The sequence below is a fragment of the Rhizobium mesoamericanum STM3625 genome, from assembly GCF_000312665.1.
GTDB lineage: Bacteria > Pseudomonadota > Alphaproteobacteria > Rhizobiales > Rhizobiaceae > Rhizobium > Rhizobium mesoamericanum.
In genome coordinates this window covers 250446-269582 of record NZ_HF536772.1, presented here as the reverse complement: position 1 = coordinate 269582, position 19137 = coordinate 250446, and the positions used below count along the sequence as shown (strand labels likewise).

Below are 19137 nucleotides of genomic sequence, written 5' to 3'. Positions count from 1 at the left end.
CCTGCAAGGTTGCGGTTCCATGATCTGACTTACAGAGAGACGAGGTATTCGGATTTTTCTTGTCCAGATCGGTAGGCCCGCGCATCGCCTTGTCGAAGCATGCGAGTTCGCGTCCCCGTTGAAATATATGATCTGCTATTGCAGAACTTTCGAATGAGGAATCTCTCCGTCAGATGCTGCGGGCGGACCTTCTTACCAAACCTGCGCTGGATTGCGACACGATGAACGAAATGCGACGCAAGCTTACGACCATCTTTTCCGCCGATGTTCAGGACTATACCCGACTGATGGGGGCCGACGAGGAGGGGACCCTCACCATGCTGAAATGGTCGCGCGATGCGATGTCGCGCCTGATCGGCGCGCATGGCGGCCGGGTAATCAATACCTGGGGCGACGGCCTGATTGCCGAGTTTCCGAGCGTCGTCGAAGCGGTGCGTGCCGCAATCGACGTCCAGAACGAGCTCGTCGGTATGAACTCCGGCCGGCCGGCTGAGGGGCGAATGCTCTATCGGATCGGCATCAATCTCGGCGATGTTATCGCCGAGGGCGACGATATTTACGGGGATGGCGTCAACATTGCCGCCCGACTTCAGGCTTCGGCACCGGCCGGTGGAATCGTGATTTCTAATACAGTCTATGACCAGGTCCGCAACAAGGTTGCAGTCGGCTTCGATTTTCTTGGGCCACTAATGGTGAAAAACGTCAGCGAGGCGGTGCTAAGCTATGTTGTGCGGATTGGAGACGACGTGTCAGCAACGCCCGCCCCACCGGCTCGTCCGCCTGCGGCTGGCGCGCCCGAACCGAGCCAGTCCTTCGGTCCGAGGGTGCGCGGCGTGTTCGCGGTTGTCGCCATCACTTTGATCGCGATCAATCTCCTATCGTGGCAAGGTGTCTTCTGGGCGGTCTGGCCGCTCCTCGGCTTTGCCTTCGTCTTGGCGATGGCCTGGATCCGCAGGCAGAGCCGTTTTGATCAACGTATTGCCGGATTGGTCTTCATCGGCATCGGCATCGTGATCGTCAATCTGCTGACATGGCACGGGGTATTTTGGGCGATATGGCCGCTCCTAGGCTTGGCGGTTGCCGTCGGCCTGCGATGGGCGATGCGACGGTAAATGCCGAGACTCCTGCTCTCGCTTCTAAGCTCTTCGGATGGTCTCCTCAGCTCCGCGACTTCTCTATCGCCGTGCCGAACCGATGGACGAATTGATTCGACTGCCTGCAACCACTGTGGTCCACTCGCCAGGTCTTATTGCCAAGTATCCAAAACAGGGAGCTGAACACGGGCAATTCTTCCGTGCAGAGCGAGGCTACTGCCAGGACACCGGCAATGCGGACCGCCGAATGAAGCTCGAAGTCATCGTCGTCCCGGTCTCGGAGTTGACCGTGCCAAGCAATTTTACGCCAATCTCGGCTGGCGGCTCGATGCCGACGTCATCACGGGTGACGATTTCCGAGTCATTCAATTCACCCCTCCGGGGTCGCCGTGTTCTGTCATCTTCGGCAAGAACGTGACAGCCGCTGTACCCGGCACCGCGCAAGGTCTCCATCTTATCGTCGCCGACGTGGAGGTGGCTCGCGCCGAGCTTGTGGAGCGCGGGGTAGACGTAAGTGAGGTGTTCCATGATGCTGGCGGCGTCTTCCATCATGCCGGCGAAAGTGGCCGATTGAAGCTACGGTTCGTTTGCTTCATTCAGCGATCCTGATGGCAATGGCTGGCTGTTCCAGGAGGTTACGGCGCGACTACCTGGGCGCATAGACGCCGACGAAACGATGTTCGTGTCATCGACGGATCTTGAAGCCACTTTGCGCCGGGCGGCGGCTGCCATGGAGAGCATGAGAAGCGCATCGGCAAGCACGATGATGACTGGCCCACCTGGTATGCGGAGTACATGGTCAGCGAGCAGGCGGGAGGCAGGTGCCGTCGTAAGTCGACAAAAGGTCAACCTGCTGGCCGATCAGGCAGGAGCCTTCTCTCCCGCCTTGGAGAGCTTGGCCGCCGCGTAGCCCCTGACCGCATCGCCGAAGGCCGTGAAGATCTGGTTCGATGGCTTGTCGGTCTCGGCCCAGTATTCCGGATGCCATTGCACCCCAACCGCAAAGGCCGGAGCATCGATCACGGACACGGCCTCTATGGTGCCATCCTCTGCGACCGCCTCCACCTGCAGGCGCGGCGCCGTGTTTGCGATGGCCTGACGGTGCAGTGAGTTCACCCTGATTTCGCCGGGGCCGACGATGCCTGCGATGCAGGAGCCTTCCTTGACGAAGACGCTCTGGCGGATCGCGTACTTACCGTCGCGGTCGACCTCGGCCGGCGTGCGGTGATCCCATACTCCAGGCTGGTTCTGGATCTCGCTCGCGAGCGTGCCGCCTAGTGCGACGTTGAGTTCCTGAATGCCGCGGCAGATTGCGAGCAGCGGAATGGCGCGGTCAATGGCGCGGCGGATCAGCGGCAGGGTGGTGGCATCACGCGCGATGTCGAAGGGGCCGTCGGCATCGGTTGCCGTTGCGCCATAATAAGAGGGATGGACGTTGCTGGCCGAACCGGAGACGAGAACCCCGTCGACGCGGTCGAGGATAGCGTCCGTTCCATACCCCTCCTCGAAGGCCGGAATGATGAAGGCCATGACGCCGGCGGCGTTCAGGGCGGCACGGACATATTGATGCTGGACCGCGTGCCATGTGGCACCGTCGAAGCTACGGATATCGGCAGGAACGGCGACGATCGGCTTCGTCATTTTAACCCCGGTCGGAAGATGCTGCTCGCTATGTGAGAGCTGAGAACGGCTTGGAAGTCAACGCCTCGATGTAATCGGGGGCGGAATTGCGGCACTCTCGTCCGCCGGTTCTGGCGTGCTTTTGCTAACTTGCTGATTTTGATGCAAATGCGCCTGGCTGCAATATTGCCGTCGTGATGCCAAAGACTAATGGGACAGTGCTTGAAACACGGTCGCCACCGTGCTTAGTTTCCCGCTATTGCTGCGGGCAGAGCTGAGGGTTCGCCTCGCAGCACCATCTGTACGGGAGGTTTTTGATGGATCGTCGTTCATTCATGAAGAAGGCAGGAACCGCCAGTGCCGGCGCGATGGCTGCTGCCGGTGCACTGGCGGCGCCCGCCATTGCACAAGAGAATCCCAAGATTTCCTGGCGCATGACATCGTCATTCCCCAAGAGCCTCGATACGATCTATGGCGCGGCCGACGATATCTCCAAGCACCTTGCCGCGGCGACCGACGGCAATTTCACCATTCAGCCGTTTGCTGCAGGCGAAATCATCCCGGGCCTGCAGGCGGCCGACGCGGTAAGCGCCGGCACGGTCGAGGCGGCGCATACCTGCTCCTACTATTTCGTCGGCAAGGATCCCACCTACGCGATCGGTACGGCGATCCCGTTTGGTCTCAACGGACGATTGACCAATGCCTGGTTCTACGAAGGCAACGGTAACAAGCTGATGAACGAGTTCTACGCCACGCAGGGCATTTATGGCCTGCCGGCGGGCAACACGGGTGCCCAGATGGGCGGGTGGTTCCGCAAGGAAATCAATACGCTTGATGATCTGAAGGGCGTCAAGATGCGCATCGCCGGTCTTGCTGGCCAGGTTATCAGCAAGGTCGGCGTCATTCCGCAGCAGATCGCCGGCGGAGACATCTACCCGGCCCTCGAAAAGGGTACGATCGACGCCTCGGAATTCGTTGGCCCCTATGACGACCTGAAGCTCGGCCTGCACAAGGTGGCGAAGTACTACTACTATCCAGGCTGGTGGGAAGGTGGACCTACCGTTCACGCCTTCTTCAATTTGGAAAAGTGGAACAGCCTGCCGAAGCACTATCAGGCCGCGTTGACCGATGCCTGCGCCTTTGCCAACACCAACATGATGGCAAAGTACGACGTGAAGAATCCGCCGGCACTCAGGCAGCTGGTGTCGGAGGGCGCAACACTGCGTCCCTTCAGCCAGGAAATCATGGAGGCCTGCTTCCAGGCCGCTCTCGGCATTTATGCCGAGATTTCGACATCGAACCCGTATTTTAAGAAGATCTACGAGGACCAGAACGCGTTCAAGCGCGACGCCTATCTTTGGTCCCAGCTGTCGGAATACACCTTCGACACCTTCATGATGATCCAGCAGCGCGCCGGCAAGATCTGATTCCTGCCCAGATTCGTGAGATCAAGAGAGCCCCGGATTTCGGTCCGGGGCTTTTTCGTCAGTTGATCTTCGGAGGTTGGCTGAGATCCGTTGCCGGTGGGGCGGTGGGTTTTGTCGGCGCGGGTGCTGCCGGTTGACCTGGCAGGCCGTTCAGGGGCGGTAGGGTCAGTCCGGGCATTTGCGGTGAACCACCCGGTGCTCCCAGCGGCGGCAGCGACAGGCCATTACCGCCAAAACCAGGCACCTCGATCTTGATCGAGTTCGGATCGATCTTCGGTCCCTTCTCCAGCCAATAGGTCACCGATTGCGGCCAGAAGATCACGATCGCAACGAGGATCAGCTGCATGCCGACCCAGGGCAGGGCGCCCATGTAGATATCGGATGTTTTGACGCTGCGATCGGCAATGGAGCGCAGGTAGAAGAGCGCGAAGCCGAAAGGCGGGTGCATGAAGCTTGTCTGCATGTTGACGCAGATCAGGACCCCGAACCAGATCAGATCGATACCGAGCGCGGAAGCGACCGGCGCCAGCATCGGGATTACGATGAAGGCGATCTCGAAGAAATCGAGGAAGAAGGCCAGCACGAAAATGAAGATGTTGACGAAGATCAGGAAGCCGACCGGGCCGCCGGGGATGCCGGACAGCATGTGCTCGATCCAGCGCGAACCATCCATGCCCTGGAACACCAGGCTGAAGCAGGTCGATCCGATCAGGATCATCACCACCATCGAGGTGATATGCATGGTCGAGCGCATGGCTTCCTGCATCAGGGGCCAGGTGAGGCGGCGATGCAAGGCTGCAAGCACCATGGCGCCGACGACACCAAGCGCGCCGGCTTCCGTCGGGGTCGCCAGTCCCATGAAGATCGTCCCGAGGACGAGGAAAATCAGCACAATCGACGGCACCATGCCCGAGAGCACCTTCAGGAGCAGCCCCCAGGTGAAGTCACCACGCACTTCCTTCGGCAGCGGCGGCACGGTGGCCGGATTCACGATCGACAGGACCAGGATATAGGCCATGAAGATCGCAACTTGCAGGATCGACGGGCCGATGGCGCCGAGATACATGTCGCCGACCGATTTGCCGAGCTGGTCGGCAAGCACGACCAGCACGAGTGAGGGCGGAATGACCTGGGTGATGGTGCCGGAGGCGGCGATGACACCGGTGGCGAGCCGCGGGCTGTAACCATAGCGCAGCATGATTGGCAGAGAGATAACGCCCATGGTGATGACGGAGGCAGCCACCGTTCCGGTGATTGCGCCAAGCACGGCGCCGACCAGGATCACCGCATAGGCGAGGCCGCCCGGAACGCGGCCAAACAGCTTGCCGGTACCCTCCAGCAGATCCTCGGCCAGGCCGCAGCGTTCCAGGATGGCGCCCATGAAGGTGAAGAAGGGAATGGCGAGCAGCAGGTCGTTGGAAACGATCCCGAAGAAGCGCAGCGGCAGCGCCTGCAGGAAGGCTTCGCTGAAATGCCCTGTCGCGATGCCGATAACGCCGAAGAACAGGCCGACTGCAGCCAGCGAAAAGGCGACCGGAAAGCCGTAGAGCATGAAGAGAACCATGCCCACGAACATGGCCGGCGGAATAATGCCGAAATCAAACAATGGTGTTCCTCCCTGGTCCGGCTTACTGCAGCGGCTTTTCGTACGTCGTGTCGATCTGGATGTAGCCGGTGAGGGCCGCGATCCGCTTGATCAACTCCGAGACGCCCTGAAGGGTCAGCAGCCCGAAGCCGAGGAACAGAACGAGCTTGACAGGCCAGCGAATCAGACCGCCGGCATTGGCCGAGACTTCATGCTGCAGGTAGGAGGATAGGAAGAACGGCCAGCAGAGCCAGGTTAGGAAAATGCAGGCCGGGATCAGGAAAACGATAAGCCCGATGACGTCGATCCAGATCTTTACCTTTTCGGAGACCGCGCCATAAATCAGGTCCACGCGTACATGCTCGTTCATGCGCAGAGTGTGAGCCGCGCCCAGCACAACGATGAAGGCGAAGAGATACCATTGGATCTCGAGCCATCCGTTGGAGCTATAGTTGAATGAGTAGCGGATTAGAGCATTGGCGGCGCTGATCAGGCAGCAGAACAGCACCATATATTCGGACAATTTTCCCATGAATTGGCTGACCGCATCGATCAGCCGGCTGACGGTCAGCAAAGCCGGCATGCCGTTCCCCCTATTATTGCGCCTTTGTGGCTCGCTTTATCTTTCCACCGGTTTAGACCACCGTTTTTAAAATTGAAAGATGAAACGGGGCGTGTTGGAATATAGTCGTATGACCCCCGCATCAGACACGCTGGGCGTCAATATCAGCGTTGTCAGACAACCTCAGGATAGGCTCGTTTCTGCGGAATCTTCACCGGATGGCTGCATAAGTCATTGCAAATATTAAAATTCACCCCAGGGTTTCGAAAAATTCGACAAAATGTATCGATTACCCGAAATCAATTTTTAAAGGGTTGCGGTTAAGGTTTCGCCGCACAGGGAAAGTATGGATGAAGCCACATAACCCGAACAGGGTCCCTACCGACGTCTATCTGTCGTTTGTCAGTTCCCTCTTCGGGAATCGAATGACACTCGTTGCGGGTGTCGTCGTGCATGTGGTTGCATTCCTCGCAGTTGCCCTGAAAACCAGTTCTCCGTTCTACGTCGTCCTGTCGGTTGGTTTCCTCACCGTTTTTGCCGGCCGGATGGTCACCTTCCGCATGTTCGACAAGGTTGATAAGCAAACGCTTTCGCGCGCGCAGATCGAACACTGGGAAACCATCTACGTTATCGGCGCCGCTTCGACGGCGGCGATCCTCGGCATTGGCAGCGGCTACGCCATCTTCATCCTGCAGGACCCCTTTGCCGAACTTGCCTGCATCGCGGTCACCATGGCGTCGATGGTCTCCGTTGTCGGCCGAAACTACGGCTCGCAGAAGGCAATTGACCTGCAGACGCTGGCCTGCTGTCTGCCGATGATCATCTGCAGCCTGATGGCGCTCGATTTCTATCGCGCCATCCTGTCCGCTTTCCTCATTCCGTTCGGCCTGACGACACGAGCCATGGCCAATGGCGTGCGCGAGTTCCTGTACGAGAACGTCATTGCGCATCGCCAGATCTCGATAATCGCCGACCGTTTCGATACCGCGCTCAACAACATGCCACACGGCCTAGTCATGGTCGATCCGGACAACCGCATCCAGGTCATCAACCGCAAGGCGTGCGATCTTCTGAAAATTGGCGATCCGGAGCGGCTGAAGGAACGCGATCTTGGCGCGGTGCTGCGCTACGGCGCGCGCTACAGTTTTATGGATTCGACGCAGCCGGAGCTGATCTTGCGGCAAATGACGCATGTCGCCGAGGGCATGCTTTCGCGCATGCTGATCCATTTTCCAGAGGATCTCTCACTGGAGTTTTCGGCAAGCCGCCGCGCCGATGGGGGCGCCGTCCTAATTTTCGAAGATGTGTCGAGCCGCGTAAAGGCCGAGCAAAAGATCCTCCACATGGTTCGCTTCGATGCGCTGACCGGTCTGCCAAACCGCGAATACTTCAGCCATCTCGTGCAGGACTATCTGGCCAAGCATCCGAAGAAGCGTGGTCCCGTCGCTTTCATGGTTCTCGATATCGACGAGTTCAAGCACGTCAACGACATGCGTGGCCACATCACCGGCGACCGGTTGCTGTGTGCCATCGCAAGTCGCATCTCCAAGCAGGCGGGCAAGGCCATTGTCGGTCGTCTGATGGGCGACCAGTTCATCCTCTTCTTCCCGCATGCGAAGGACACGGCCGCGCTTGATGCGGAGATTCGCCGCTTCCACGAGAGCATTCAGGGCAATTACGAGGCCGATGAGGTTACCTTCCTGATTTCGCTGAGTGCTGGCTTTGCGATCCTTGAAAGCGATGCCTTCGCGATGGAGGAATGGAGCATCAAGGCTGATCTCGCGCTGTTCGAGAGCAAGTCGAAACAGCGCGGCGGCATTGCCGGCTTCGAACGCGAGATGGACGGTCGCTATATAGAACAGCAGAAGCTCAAGGCGGATCTGCGCGAAGCGATCGGCAACCAGGGCCTCAGTATCGCCTACCAACCGATGTTCAAGGCCGATGGAACGCGCATCGAATGCGCCGAGGCGCTGGCGCGCTGGGTTCATCCCGAGAAGGGCGCAATCCCGCCCGATGTCTTCATTCGCCTTGCCGAAGAGATGGGCACTATCTCCGAAATCACGCGCTTCATTCTCATGAAGGCATGCCAGGACTGCATGAACTGGCCGGATCACATCGCCGTTTCGGTCAACCTGTCGGCACGCGATCTGCGTGACGCGGATATTCTCGCGGTCGTTTCCGAAGCGCTCGAGGCATCGAGACTAGAACCAGCCCGACTGCATCTGGAAATCACGGAAAGCTGCCTGATCGACGAGCCGGCCGCAGTGCGCGCGATTCTCGCCGAACTCAGAGCGCGCGGAATCACGATTGCGATCGACGACTTCGGCACCGGCTTCTCCAGCCTCAGCTATCTCGACACATTGCCGCTGGATATCGTCAAGATTGACCGCTCCTTCCTACGCAATATCGTCGAGGATGGGCGCCGGCTCAAGCTGCTGCGCGGCACAGTCAACCTGGCGCGCGAACTCGGGCTCAAGATCGTTACTGAGGGTGTCGAGACAACCGAGCAACTGGCCCTACTCAACAAGTATCGCGCCACCGATCTGGTCCAGGGCTATGTCTTCTCACCGGCAGTTCCGGCGCAGAACATCGCCATGCTCTCGCAAAGCCTCAGCCGCCGCGTGGCACCACGTCGTCGCCCGAAAGTTGCCTGAGCTCGCCTGCTTTTGCAGGGGAAGAACGCTTCGCGCAACGGCACGCCGTTAACCTTAATAATTCAAATATAATGCAAATTCTCCTACCGTTCTTGCCCTTCCGTCTGTTCCATATGATTAATGCTTCGTTAACAGACGGACCGAGTAACTATGGCAGACAACCTTTTAAAGACGAGTGATTTTAGCAGCAAACTTCTCGAAATAATGAACCACGTCGAATACCGCCGCGTCGAAAGCGGCGAAGATATGGAAGAGGTGGAGCGCCTGCGCTACAAGGCCTACAAGGCCCGTGAGGTGCTTCCGGTCGCCGCCAAAAGCATGATCGACGATGCCGATTTCGACAGTCAGGCCTACGTTTTCGGACTGTACTATTATGAACAGCTCGTCAGCACGATCCGTATCCATCACGTCACGCCCAACCATCGTGTCTCACAATCGGGCGGTATTTTTCCGGCCGAAATGGACGCCTTTCTGGACGCCGGACTCAGCCTGATCGACCCGGCGCGTTTTGCCGCAGACCCGGAACTCAGCACGGAAATGCCGTGGATCCCTTATCTGACGCTGCGTCCGAACATCGTCGCCGCGGCGCATTTTCGGGCCGACCGTGTGATGCAGCATGTGCGCCCGGCGCATGCAGCCTTCTACAAGCGCGTCTTCTATGCCGATACCGTCGTCGCGAGCCGCATGACCGAGACTTACGGCTTCGATCTGACACTAATGGCCACCAATGTCATCGATGTGGGGCGAAAGCTCCTGACGCGCTATCCCTTCTTCATCTCCAGCGCCAGCGAACAGCGCATGATGTTTTCGCGTATTCCCAATGACACGCTGCCGCCGCTCACCATCGTGCCGACTGCACGTTTCATGGCTGAAGGCGATCTCGGAACTGACCTTCCGCTATAGGCCCATCCGCTTGAATTTGGCTGAGAATGCGGCTCGCCTGCGGCATTCTCATGCATTGCGCTTTATCAAAGCTTTGTGTAATCCCTCTGCAGGGAAATTTCCTCGCGGGAGCGAGAGAATCACGGCAGTCGGCCGGCCGTATTGCTTTATCGGTCGGGAAGTTTGAGGGAGACGATATTCATGGCTGAGCATCACACCGGACCTGCAGAGGTTGGCGCGCCGATGGACTATAAGGAACACGAGCAGACCTACATCATGTTCCTTGCTGCGGCAAAGTACGGTACGCTGTTTCTTGTCGCTCTCCTGCTCGGCATGACCGCTGGCTTCTTCGCCGGCGCTGGCTTCCTCGGCGGCCTCGTCGTCATGCTGATCGTCTTTATCGCGGGTCTCGTCCTGCTGCGCTAACGCAGCCTAAGGGCTTTTCCAAAGCTTTGACTAAATTTACGGGCTGAGCAGGGGGACCTGCACCAGGCTGGCTGACCCGGAGGAGGGGGCGGTTGGGCAACGTTGTTTTTGTCGCGAAAGAAAGCACGGGGGATGAGACGCGCGTCGCGGCGTCCGTCGAATCCGTAAAGAAAATGATCGGCCTAGGCCTCGAGGTCGTCATCGAGGCCGGTGCGGGGACCAAGTCGAAAATTCCTGATGCGGAATTCGAGGCTGTTGGTGCACGGATCGGCCTGATTGGTGCTGCCGGGACCGCCGACGTTGTCCTGAAGGTGCGCCGTCCCACGGACGAAGAAATCGGCGGCTACAAGAGCGGCGCAATCGTCATCGCGGTCATGGATCCTTACGGCAATGACGAAGCGATCGCCGCCATGGCCAGGGCCGGGCTTTCCAGCTTCGCCATGGAACTGATGCCGCGCATCACCCGCGCGCAGTCGATGGATGTTCTTTCTTCGCAGGCAAATCTAGCAGGCTACCAGGCCGTCATCGAGGCGGCGGCGGTCTATGACCGTGCGATGCCGATGATGATGACGGCGGCTGGCACCGTTCCGGCTGCCAAGGTCTTTGTCATGGGTGCCGGCGTTGCCGGGCTGCAGGCGATCGCTACGGCCCGTCGTCTCGGCGCCGCTGTGTCGGCGACCGACGTTCGGCCTGCGGCCAAGGAGCAGGTTGCCTCCCTCGGCGCGAAGTTCATCGCCGTTGAGGACGAAGAGTTCAAGGCGGCCGAGACGGCCGGCGGCTACGCCAAGGAAATGTCGAAGGAATATCAAGCGAAGCAGGCGGCCCTTGTGGCTGATCACATCGCCAAGCAGGACATCGTCATCACCACTGCCCTGATCCCGGGGCGCCCGGCGCCGAAGCTCGTTTCGCGCGAGATGTTGAAGTCGATGAAGCCGGGTGCGGTTGCAGTTGACCTCGCAGTCGAGCGGGGCGGCAACATCGAAGGCGTCAAGCCGGGCAAGGTCGCCGACGTCGATGGCGTGCGCGTCATCGGCTTTGCAAACATGGCCGGCAGGATCGCAGCCAGTGCCTCGCAGCTCTATGCCAAGAACCTCGTCACCTTCCTTGAGACCATGGTCAACAGGGAAACGAAGACGCTCGCCTTCAATCTCGAGGATGAACTGATCAAGGCGACGATGCTGACGCATGCGGGCAATGTGGTGCACCCGGCATTCGGCGGCGTGAAGAAGGGGAAAACTGATGGCCAGTGAAGCAATGGACAAGGCGCTGGATCAGCTGAACCAGGCCATGAATGCCGTGGCGGCCGCTGCCGCCCATGCACCCGAGGCGGCCAGTGCCGCAACCGGCGGCGCGATCGATCCCTTCGTGTTCCAGTTCGCGATCTTCGTGCTGGCGATCTTCGTCGGATACTACGTTGTCTGGTCGGTGACGCCAGCCTTGCACACCCCGCTGATGGCGGTTACGAACGCGATCTCTTCAGTCATCGTCGTCGGCGCGCTTCTGGCGGTCGGCATTTCGACCAGTGGGCTTGCAACCGGCTTCGGCTTCATCGCCTTGGTCCTCGTCTCCGTGAACATCTTTGGCGGCTTTCTTGTGACCCAGCGCATGCTGGCGATGTACAAGAAGAAGGACAAGTGAGGAACGCATGACCAGTATCGCAGCTTTCCTTTATCTTGTTTCCGGCGTCCTCTTCATTCTGGCACTGCGTGGACTTTCCCATCCGGCTACCAGCCGCAAAGGCAATCTCTACGGCATGATCGGCATGGGGATCGCCATCGCCACTACGCTGACGCTGGCCACACCCTCGTTCGGCGGCTTGGTGTTGATCATCATCGGCCTTGCCATCGGTGGCGGCGCGGGCACCTATATCGCACGCGTGATTCCGATGACTTCGATGCCGCAGCTGGTTGCCGGCTTCCATTCGCTGGTCGGTCTTGCGGCCGTTCTGGTCGCGGCCTCGGCGCTCTACACCCCGTCTTCTTTCGGCATCGGCAATATCGGTGAAATCCACACCGAGGCGCGTATCGAAATGGCGCTCGGCGTTGCCATCGGCGCGCTGACCTTCACCGGCTCGATCATCGCCTTCCTGAAGCTCGACGGACGCATGTCCGGCAAGCCGATCATGTTGCCGTTCCGGCACCTGATCAATATCGCCCTCCTGGCGCTGATCGTGCTCTTCATCATCGGCCTGGCTGCAACTGAAAGCCATTTCGATTTCTGGGCGGTCGTCGCCCTGTCGCTGGCGCTCGGCGTGCTCCTGATCGTGCCGATTGGCGGCGCGGACATGCCCGTCGTCGTCTCGATGCTGAACTCCTATTCCGGCTGGGCGGCCGCCGGTATCGGCTTCACACTCGGCAACCTGGCGCTGATCATCACCGGCGCGCTAGTCGGCTCGTCCGGTGCGATCCTGTCTTACATCATGTGCAAGGGCATGAACCGCTCCTTCATATCCGTCATTCTCGGCGGCTTCGGCGGCGAGACCGTCTCTGGCGGTCCGGACAATTCCGATAAGACAGTCAAGCTCGGCTCGGCGGATGATGCCGCTTACCTCATGGCAAACGCCTCGAAGGTTATCATCGTGCCCGGCTACGGCATGGCGGTTGCACAGGCGCAACATGCGCTGCGCGAAATGGCCGACAATCTCAAGAAGAGCGGCGTCGAGGTAAAATACGCGATCCATCCGGTCGCGGGCCGCATGCCAGGCCACATGAACGTGCTCCTTGCCGAGGCGAACGTGCCCTATGACGAGGTTTTTGAGCTCGAGGACATTAATTCGGAGTTTGCCCAGGCTGATGTTGCCTATGTCATCGGTGCCAACGATGTCACCAACCCGGCGGCGCGCGACGACAAGACCTCGCCGATCTACGGCATGCCAATCCTTGATGTCGACAAGGCGAAGACCTGCCTCTTCGTCAAGCGCTCACTCGGATCCGGTTATGCAGGGATCGACAATACGTTGTTCTATAAGGATGGCACGATGATGTTACTCGGCGACGCCAAGAAGGTCACGGAGGAGATCAACAAGGCAATCAACCACTGAGGCGTCAGGTTGATTGATCTTATCGGGCTCTTGCCCTTTCTCCCTGACGGCTCGCTTCGCCTGATGAGGAGAGAGGCCGCTCGCCTCTCTCCTCTCGGCGGCGACCTGAAATCAGGTGGCTGCCGGCGCCAGCGTTAGTTTTTCCACGCCGACCGCGAGGTTCAGGCCTTCCTGAGCCTGCACATTCAGTGGCTGGAGCATGAAGGATTGGTTTGTGCCACCGGCAATAACCTTGGCACCAGCACCCGCGCCGAAGCTCGCATCGGCGCCCACGCCGTAATACTCACCAGCCAGCGCGTATTCCGCAAGACTGGTTCCGGTCTTTGCCAGGACCTGCCAGATCATCACCGTTTTGCCGGTCTGGCCGACATCCAATCCGAACTTCTGGATCGTTCCGGCATAGACAACCCTCGGGCCACCTTCCGCCGGCGTAAAGGTACAAAGCAGGTTTTTCTGCGAAGTGACGATTAGTCCCGGCCCCCCCTGCGATCCACAGACCAGCTGACCGAGCGTGATATAATTTGCGGCAGCTGCCGGGTTTGCGATGGCGGCGACTGCGGCTGCCGCCGCGGCAATCATCGTTTCCCTGAACATGGTCTTCTCCTTTCGGGTAGCCTGTCGGAAACGAATGTTCAGCGGGATTGTTCCGTGACTATGCACGCTCCAAGGAGCGGCGAGGGGCCGTCAACGCCCAGTAAAAGCCCTCCGGCCGGAAGTCGATTTCGACAGTGCCACCAAAGGCTGCCGCAGCATGATTCTTGATGATCGTCGTGCCGAAGCCCGGGCCCTGGGGGGGACGGGCGGGTGGGCCGTCACGTTCTTCCCATGTAAAGAGAACGAGCGGCTCCTTGCGCGCGTCATCCTGAGCGTCCCTCCAACTCAGCCGAACGCGGCCATGGGGCACGGAAAGAGCCCCGTACTTTACCGAATTGGTCGCCAGCTCATGCAACACGAGGCCGAGATTCTGCACGACGTCAGGCTTCAAGATGAAATCCCTGCCCAAGATCTCGGTTTGCTCGGCAGCCTGCGGAAAGCTCTTGAAGTGGATGTCGATCACCCGGCGCAGCGATGCGCCCGCCCATTGCTCGCTGGTGAGCAGATCGATCGAGCGGGAGAGGCCCTCAAGGCGGTCGGCAACTGCTGCCTGGTACGCCTCAACGCTGTCAGCACTCTTGGCAACCTGGCGCATCATCGCCTGCACCAGGGTCAGCAAATTCTTGGTGCGGTGGACGAGTTCATTCATCACGAAGTGCAGGCGGTCTTCGGTCTGGCTTCGGTCAAAAGAGGCATTGGAAAGTGCGACTGCAACCTGGTTTGCTTCGATGACGCTGGTCTCGATCGGCGCCACGATGTGGCCTTCGCCCATGCGAATGGCCATATCGGCGATCGAGCGGATTGTCGTGCGGACCTGGCGCGCCACGACATAGGCCGCCAGAATTGCGAGAAGCATCAGCGCGAGGCCACCGATGATCAGAAAACGCCATGTCGTCAGGATGGAAGCCTGCGCTGTAGCCACCGGTCCCCATACCACGGCTTTCCACGACCAACCAGGAATCTGCGCATAGCCCAGCATCGCCTTCGGCAGCACCTGCTTGTCTTCATAAACCCCGCTCGAATTGACCAGAAAAGGCAGAATCTGCGGATTGAAAGGTTGGCCGAAGCCGATGTTCGTGGCGCCGGCGGAGGCGACCACATGACCACTTTGATCAATGACAGCCGCGGACCAATCGGTTGGTAATCCTTCTGTCGTGACCAGCTTTGCAAGATCACTGGCATTCTGCGTGATAATCAATGCCCTGACAGCACCAACCTGCAGCGGCATCGTGACGTTGTAGACGAATTGACCGCTCGTTCGCCCCATGAACACATCCGAGGCTTCGATGCGGCCCGATTTGATAGCCGCCTCGACAGATGGCAGATTGCCAACCTTTCCGAGGGGTTCGCCGTAGTTCCGGCGAGTGTTCAGGAGTTGCTGCCCATTCTCGTCGACCGCAATGACATATAGAGTGTCTGCCCTCAGAGCTGTTTCAGTGCGGGCGTGAAAAGACGCGAAGTCATTGCTTTCCAATTCTGGCGAGTTCGAAAGCAACCTTAAAGTTGTAGCCATATCCTGAAGTTGGCGATCGATGGACCGGGCGAGAGCGGTGGCATCCTGGGCCGTCTCACGCTTTAGAATCGAGCGCTGGTTGTCTTCCAGCTGTGCCAGCAGAAGTGCCACGAGGGCGAAAATCGGCAAGGCGGTCGCCACTGCCATCGCGATCAGGTAAGTCCCGATCGATGCCTTCGGAAAGAAGCGGAAGCGGCCTTTCATGAGCCTGCACTTCGCTCAGTTGCGCGGCCGAAACCGCCGGTGCGCGCGCCGCTTACAGGCATGAAAGCAAGAAACTGGATCACCGCAATTGCCTTCAACGCACCCCCGGCTGTCCTGATAGCCTGCTATCGAAACGGCTGCATGTTAGGGACTGGTGTTGCTGCTCGCAACACACTAAAACATGCCGCCCGGCAATTCGCAAATGTTTGTTCAACCGTCGGGTCAGCGGAATCTTCCAAGGCGGAAGGACGCGAGAGATGGATCCGCATCGCCTGAAAGAATCTCCTTAGACGCGAGTAGACCGACGAGCGGCGCCAGCGTCACCCCGGAATGCATCACGGCAATATAGAGGCCGTTCTGCCCACAATTGCCGATGATCGGCAAGCCGTCCTTGGGTGTCGGACGGTAGCCGACCGTGAAAAACTCCATGCTCAGCTGGCCGCTCTCCGTCAGGCTCTCCTTGACCTTCGCAAAGAGTGCCACGGCGGTCGCGTACTGATCGGTGCCGGCTTCGGGGCCGCCGAAATCGGAGCCGGCGATGATGCGGCTGTCGGTCGTCTGGCGCATATGGAGGCTGGTTGCCATCACGAGGCCGTTCAGCCGCTTCTCGAAGGGACGGGAATGGACGATCAGCCCGGGCGGTGCTTCCAGCGGAAGTGTGACGCCGACGGACGCGGCGAGGGGAACACTGCCGGCGCCAGTCGCCAGGACAACATGATCGGCCTCGACAATGCCGGCCGATGACACCACCCCGGAAATTCGCTCGCCGCTACGAATAAATCCATCGACGGCTGCGTTGACGAACTTCGCTCCTCTGGCCTCGGCGTCAGCAAGCAGCAGCCGCGCCGCCGCCACAGGCTCGACCGCACCTTCTTCCGCAACTAGGAGCGCAGAATCGGGCAGCTGTCTCAGGTAAGGCTCGCGCGCAGTAATTGCGGCGCGATCCAGCCATTCGACACCATAGCCCCACGACGCATGCTCGACGGCAAACGCCTCGAGCCGATCGGGCGGCAGATCCCAGCAGATGCCGCCGCACCAGGAGAGCGGCAAGCCTGGGATCTCGTGGGCCAAGCGCTTCCATTCGGCCATAGAGCGGCGGCGAAAGTGAAAATAGAATTGCGGGTTGCCCCAACTCGCATTGATCCAGGCGAAGGAATGGCGTGTGGCCACACCGCCGACATCCTCGGCGATCACGGTGACGGCGGCACCGTCACGCGCCAGGTGCCAGGCGATCGAGGCACCGACAATGCCGGAACCGACGACGACCACATGCTGTTTGGCTGCCATCGTCGGTCTCCTGCCTGTAAAGCCTTAGCCGGTGGTCGATGCGCCCACGCGGGCGAGGCCATCCTTCGCCGGCTGGTACTTCGGATCGAGACCGATCGCGTGACGGTAGGAGCGGGCTGCCTTGTCCTTTTCGCCGCGGCGCTCATACACCAGAGCCTGGTTGGCCCAGGATTCGGCGACACTGCCGTTGAGTTCGATCGCGTGATTGAAGTCGGCAAACGCGTTGTCGTCATCGTTCAGCGCGATGTAGGAGATGCCGCGACCGTTATAGGGTTCCGGCGCGTTCGGCGAGAGCGAGATTGCCTTCGAAAAGTCGTCGATCGCCTTATCCTGCTGATTACGCTTCTGATAAAGCAGGCCGCGATTGTGATAGGCGCGGCCATCGGTCGTGCCGTTCTGGATCGCCTTGTTGAAATCGTTAAAGGCAGCATCATCCTGGCCGGCGGCGCGGTAGACGTTGCCGCGGCCGATCAGCGCCACATCGTAGTTCGGGTTGATCTGCAACGCGGTGCTGTAGTCCTGAATTGCCTGCTGCTGCTGGCCCATGTTGCGGTAAACCAGTGCGCGGTTGGCGTACGCCTGGTAGAAGCGCGGGTTGATCTGCAGCGCCGTATTGAAGTCATTCAGCGCCTGCCGGAAATTGCCGCCGCGGCCATAGGCGGAGCCGCGAACGTTGTAGCCTTCCGGATCCTTCGGATTGGCATTGATCACAGAGGTCAGCGAGGCAATGTTTTCCTGCGAACCCTGCGCCTTGTCGATGCGAATCACGGCATCGGTCGTGTTGCTTGTCGTGCAGCCAGCAAGGCCTAGCGCGGTGACGATAGCGAAAACCGGCAGAATAGCGATTTTCGGCGAACGCAGAGAGCGGGTCTTGGTGATGTCAGCCATGCGGGCTCGTTTTCCCCCAGTGCAGCCGCTCCGTTCAAGGACGAGCAGGCTTCAGCAACAAATTAAAAAGGCGGTGGCGAATAGATCGCCCCCGCCAACATGCATCTGAAAACGTCGAAATAACGACAGCTACGCTTAGCGTGCGACAAGACCTTCGCGCTGTGCCCGCTTGCGAGCCAGCTTGCGAACACGACGAACGGCTTCGGCCTTTTCGCGAGCGCGCTTCTGCGACGGCTTTTCGTAGTAGTCGCGCATCTTCATTTCGCGGAAAATACCTTCGCGCTGCATCTTCTTCTTGAGAGCACGGAGAGCCTGATCGACATTGTTATCGCGGACAAGTACCTGCACGAGAATCACGTTCCTTTGGTTTGGTTGATGCCGGCGTCGGCACGGCGCCAGAGGCAAAAAAATATACGGTTCGCGCGGCCGTAGCGTTGCGATTGAGGATGCGGATAGCAGAATGATGGGTCGAAGTCCATATACCCTCGCGATTCTTGCCTCAAAAAACGGTATGCTGCGATATGAAGCCACATTTTTAAACACGCACAAGGCGGCCCCCCAGCATAGCTGGGTCTCAGTAGAGGGCTGCTGAGCGGCGTTGCAGCCCCCCAGAACGCAAATATCCCGGCCCCTTGCCTTGCTTAATCCACAGTTTGCACTAAATATAGCTCATCGACTGTTGGTTGTGACCTTTGTCAAAGGGCGTGAAGCTCTGTCAGATTTCCTCTCAAAAATCGATTTTGGCCTTGTGAATAGACGCATGGCAGTAACGACCATTGAAAGGAGATCGTTATGAGTTCAGGTACCGTTAAGTGGTTCAACAGCACCAAGGGCTTCGGCTTCATTCAGCCAGACGACGGGAGCACAGACGTTTTCGTTCATATTTCCGCGGTTGAACGCGCTGGTCTCGGCAACCTGTCCGACGGTCAGAAGATCACCTATGATCTCGTTCGCGACGCGAAATCCGGAAAGAACTCTGCCGACAACCTTCGCGCAGCGTAGTTCTCATTCGGGCCTAGCTGAGGTGAGAACCAATGGCCCGCATGCCGAAATGCGCAGTCGGGCGACAACATCGTTCTGAAGGCCGGTATTGGCCGTAGCGAACAGGCAAGCAGGACCTGCGGGATCGCGGCGGTCCTTCCGTCTGACGGCAGTCACGCTCAGTATCGTGTTCGCTTTGAAGGCGAAAACTTCGATCGGCGGATTCTTGAGAGCGATATCGACATGAGCCAGTCGGCAGCCCCTTTGCCGAGAGTTGACGCCGTTGCGGATATCCTGGGCGGGGTCCTGGTTGAAAACGCCAAGCTTCAGGGTGCGGAAATCCCCACGCTGACCAACCCGGCAAACGAGTTTGCCCATGA

18 protein-coding genes and 1 pseudogene are annotated in these 19137 nt (G+C 59.2%); 10 read left to right on the top strand and 9 right to left on the bottom strand.

The window, feature by feature from the left end; all coding sequences use genetic code 11:
• The first annotated feature begins 221 nt into the window (after nt 1-221).
• Both BN77_RS01340 and BN77_RS34595 read left to right on the top strand, forming a co-directional pair.
• Nucleotides 222-1112, top strand: coding sequence for an adenylate/guanylate cyclase domain-containing protein (locus BN77_RS01340; RefSeq protein ID WP_040677502.1), 891 nt, complete (start codon nt 222-224; stop codon nt 1110-1112).
• Between the two features lie 215 nt (nt 1113-1327).
• Nucleotides 1328-1910 (top strand): annotated as a pseudogene (locus BN77_RS34595) (VOC family protein); the annotation flags it as partial.
• Between the two features lie 45 nt (nt 1911-1955).
• On the opposite strand, the gene BN77_RS01330 reads toward BN77_RS34595, so the two are convergent.
• Entirely contained in the window at nt 1956-2735 is a 780-nt protein-coding gene (locus BN77_RS01330) for a gamma-glutamyl-gamma-aminobutyrate hydrolase family protein (protein WP_007527684.1), read from the bottom strand.
• Between the two features lie 296 nt (nt 2736-3031).
• On the opposite strand from BN77_RS01330, the gene BN77_RS01325 reads away from it, so the two are divergent.
• A complete protein-coding gene (locus tag BN77_RS01325) occupies nt 3032-4141 on the top strand; it encodes a TRAP transporter substrate-binding protein (RefSeq protein ID WP_007527683.1) in 1110 nt (369 codons plus the stop codon).
• A 58-nt stretch (nt 4142-4199) separates the two neighbouring features.
• Here BN77_RS01325 and BN77_RS01320 read toward each other — a convergent pair whose 3' ends face one another.
• On the bottom strand, nt 4200-5747 hold the full coding sequence (locus BN77_RS01320; protein WP_007527682.1) for a TRAP transporter large permease: 1548 nt from the start codon (nt 5745-5747) through the stop codon (nt 4200-4202).
• A gap of 22 nt (nt 5748-5769) precedes the next feature.
• Nucleotides 5770-6309, bottom strand: a complete 540-nt coding sequence (locus BN77_RS01315) for a TRAP transporter small permease subunit (protein ID WP_007527680.1) — start codon at nt 6307-6309, stop codon at nt 5770-5772.
• Between the two features lie 329 nt (nt 6310-6638).
• Between BN77_RS01315 and BN77_RS01310 the strand changes: the two genes are divergently transcribed.
• The 6 genes from BN77_RS01310 to BN77_RS01285 all read left to right on the top strand — a co-directional run bounded on the left by BN77_RS01310 (nt 6639) and on the right by BN77_RS01285 (nt 13290).
• Nucleotides 6639-8942, top strand: coding sequence for a putative bifunctional diguanylate cyclase/phosphodiesterase (locus BN77_RS01310; RefSeq protein WP_007527678.1), 2304 nt, complete (start codon nt 6639-6641; stop codon nt 8940-8942).
• 150 nt (nt 8943-9092) lie between these two features.
• Complete coding sequence (locus tag BN77_RS01305) at nt 9093-9845, top strand: N-acyl amino acid synthase FeeM domain-containing protein (protein ID WP_028746749.1); 753 nt, start codon at nt 9093-9095, stop codon at nt 9843-9845.
• 180 nt (nt 9846-10025) lie between these two features.
• Nucleotides 10026-10250: an aa3-type cytochrome c oxidase subunit IV gene (locus BN77_RS01300; RefSeq protein ID WP_007527674.1), complete on the top strand. Its 225-nt coding sequence runs from the start codon at nt 10026-10028 to the stop codon at nt 10248-10250.
• Nucleotides 10251-10342: 92 nt separating this feature from the next.
• Nucleotides 10343-11500 carry a Re/Si-specific NAD(P)(+) transhydrogenase subunit alpha gene (locus BN77_RS01295; protein WP_007527672.1) on the top strand — a complete coding sequence of 386 codons (1158 nt, stop codon included), beginning with the start codon at nt 10343-10345 and terminating at the stop codon, nt 11498-11500.
• A complete protein-coding gene (locus BN77_RS01290; RefSeq protein ID WP_028746746.1) occupies nt 11490-11888 on the top strand; it encodes a proton-translocating transhydrogenase family protein in 399 nt (132 codons plus the stop codon). Before BN77_RS01295 ends, BN77_RS01290 begins: the two co-directional genes overlap by 11 nt.
• Nucleotides 11889-11895: 7 nt before the next feature.
• Nucleotides 11896-13290: an NAD(P)(+) transhydrogenase (Re/Si-specific) subunit beta gene (locus BN77_RS01285; RefSeq protein ID WP_007527668.1), complete on the top strand. Its 1395-nt coding sequence runs from the start codon at nt 11896-11898 to the stop codon at nt 13288-13290.
• A gap of 111 nt (nt 13291-13401) precedes the next feature.
• Here the strand turns inward: BN77_RS01285 and BN77_RS01280 are convergent, their stop codons facing one another.
• From BN77_RS01280 to rpsU, 5 genes are all read right to left on the bottom strand, one after another.
• On the bottom strand, nt 13402-13884 hold the full coding sequence (locus BN77_RS01280) for a DUF992 domain-containing protein (protein WP_007527666.1): 483 nt from the start codon (nt 13882-13884) through the stop codon (nt 13402-13404).
• A gap of 58 nt (nt 13885-13942) precedes the next feature.
• Nucleotides 13943-15601, bottom strand: a complete 1659-nt coding sequence (locus BN77_RS01275; RefSeq protein ID WP_007527664.1) for a sensor histidine kinase — start codon at nt 15599-15601, stop codon at nt 13943-13945.
• A 222-nt stretch (nt 15602-15823) separates the two neighbouring features.
• A complete protein-coding gene (locus tag BN77_RS01270) occupies nt 15824-16888 on the bottom strand; it encodes an NAD(P)/FAD-dependent oxidoreductase (RefSeq protein WP_007527661.1) in 1065 nt (354 codons plus the stop codon).
• A 24-nt stretch (nt 16889-16912) separates the two neighbouring features.
• Nucleotides 16913-17776: a tetratricopeptide repeat protein gene (locus BN77_RS01265; RefSeq protein WP_007527659.1), complete on the bottom strand. Its 864-nt coding sequence runs from the start codon at nt 17774-17776 to the stop codon at nt 16913-16915.
• A gap of 135 nt (nt 17777-17911) precedes the next feature.
• Nucleotides 17912-18124, bottom strand: coding sequence for a 30S ribosomal protein S21 (rpsU, locus tag BN77_RS01260; protein ID WP_003585885.1), 213 nt, complete (start codon nt 18122-18124; stop codon nt 17912-17914).
• A gap of 444 nt (nt 18125-18568) precedes the next feature.
• On the opposite strand from rpsU, the gene BN77_RS01255 reads away from it, so the two are divergent.
• Nucleotides 18569-18778 (top strand): cold-shock protein, encoded by a 210-nt coding sequence (locus BN77_RS01255; RefSeq protein ID WP_007527644.1) that lies wholly within the window; start codon nt 18569-18571, stop codon nt 18776-18778.
• A gap of 3 nt (nt 18779-18781) precedes the next feature.
• On the opposite strand, the gene BN77_RS33380 is transcribed toward BN77_RS01255, so the two are convergent.
• The gene (locus BN77_RS33380; RefSeq protein ID WP_040676593.1) at nt 18782-19135 is read right to left on the bottom strand and encodes a hypothetical protein; all 354 of its coding nucleotides are present in this window, start codon (nt 19133-19135) and stop codon (nt 18782-18784) included.
• Nucleotides 19136-19137: the final 2 nt, after the last annotated feature.

Excerpts from the sequence above, each read along its gene's own strand:
- BN77_RS01340 (WP_040677502.1), top strand. The coding sequence starts at position 222 with ATGAACGAAATGCGACGCAAGCTTACGACCATCTTTTCCGCCGATGTT.
- BN77_RS01330 (WP_007527684.1), bottom strand. The coding sequence starts at position 2,735 with ATGACGAAGCCGATCGTCGCCGTTCCTGCCGATATCCGTAGCTTCGAC.
- BN77_RS01325 (WP_007527683.1), top strand. The coding sequence starts at position 3,032 with ATGGATCGTCGTTCATTCATGAAGAAGGCAGGAACCGCCAGTGCCGGC.
- BN77_RS01315 (WP_007527680.1), bottom strand. The coding sequence starts at position 6,309 with ATGCCGGCTTTGCTGACCGTCAGCCGGCTGATCGATGCGGTCAGCCAA.
- BN77_RS01310 (WP_007527678.1), top strand. The coding sequence starts at position 6,639 with ATGAAGCCACATAACCCGAACAGGGTCCCTACCGACGTCTATCTGTCG.
- BN77_RS01305 (WP_028746749.1), top strand. The coding sequence starts at position 9,093 with ATGGCAGACAACCTTTTAAAGACGAGTGATTTTAGCAGCAAACTTCTC.
- BN77_RS01300 (WP_007527674.1), top strand. The coding sequence starts at position 10,026 with ATGGCTGAGCATCACACCGGACCTGCAGAGGTTGGCGCGCCGATGGAC.
- BN77_RS01290 (WP_028746746.1), top strand. The coding sequence starts at position 11,490 with ATGGCCAGTGAAGCAATGGACAAGGCGCTGGATCAGCTGAACCAGGCC.
- BN77_RS01285 (WP_007527668.1), top strand. The coding sequence starts at position 11,896 with ATGACCAGTATCGCAGCTTTCCTTTATCTTGTTTCCGGCGTCCTCTTC.
- BN77_RS01280 (WP_007527666.1), bottom strand. The coding sequence starts at position 13,884 with ATGTTCAGGGAAACGATGATTGCCGCGGCGGCAGCCGCAGTCGCCGCC.
- BN77_RS01275 (WP_007527664.1), bottom strand. The coding sequence starts at position 15,601 with ATGAAAGGCCGCTTCCGCTTCTTTCCGAAGGCATCGATCGGGACTTAC.
- BN77_RS01270 (WP_007527661.1), bottom strand. The coding sequence starts at position 16,888 with ATGGCAGCCAAACAGCATGTGGTCGTCGTCGGTTCCGGCATTGTCGGT.
- BN77_RS01265 (WP_007527659.1), bottom strand. The coding sequence starts at position 17,776 with ATGGCTGACATCACCAAGACCCGCTCTCTGCGTTCGCCGAAAATCGCT.
- BN77_RS01255 (WP_007527644.1), top strand. The coding sequence starts at position 18,569 with ATGAGTTCAGGTACCGTTAAGTGGTTCAACAGCACCAAGGGCTTCGGC.
- BN77_RS33380 (WP_040676593.1), bottom strand. The coding sequence starts at position 19,135 with ATGGGCAAACTCGTTTGCCGGGTTGGTCAGCGTGGGGATTTCCGCACC.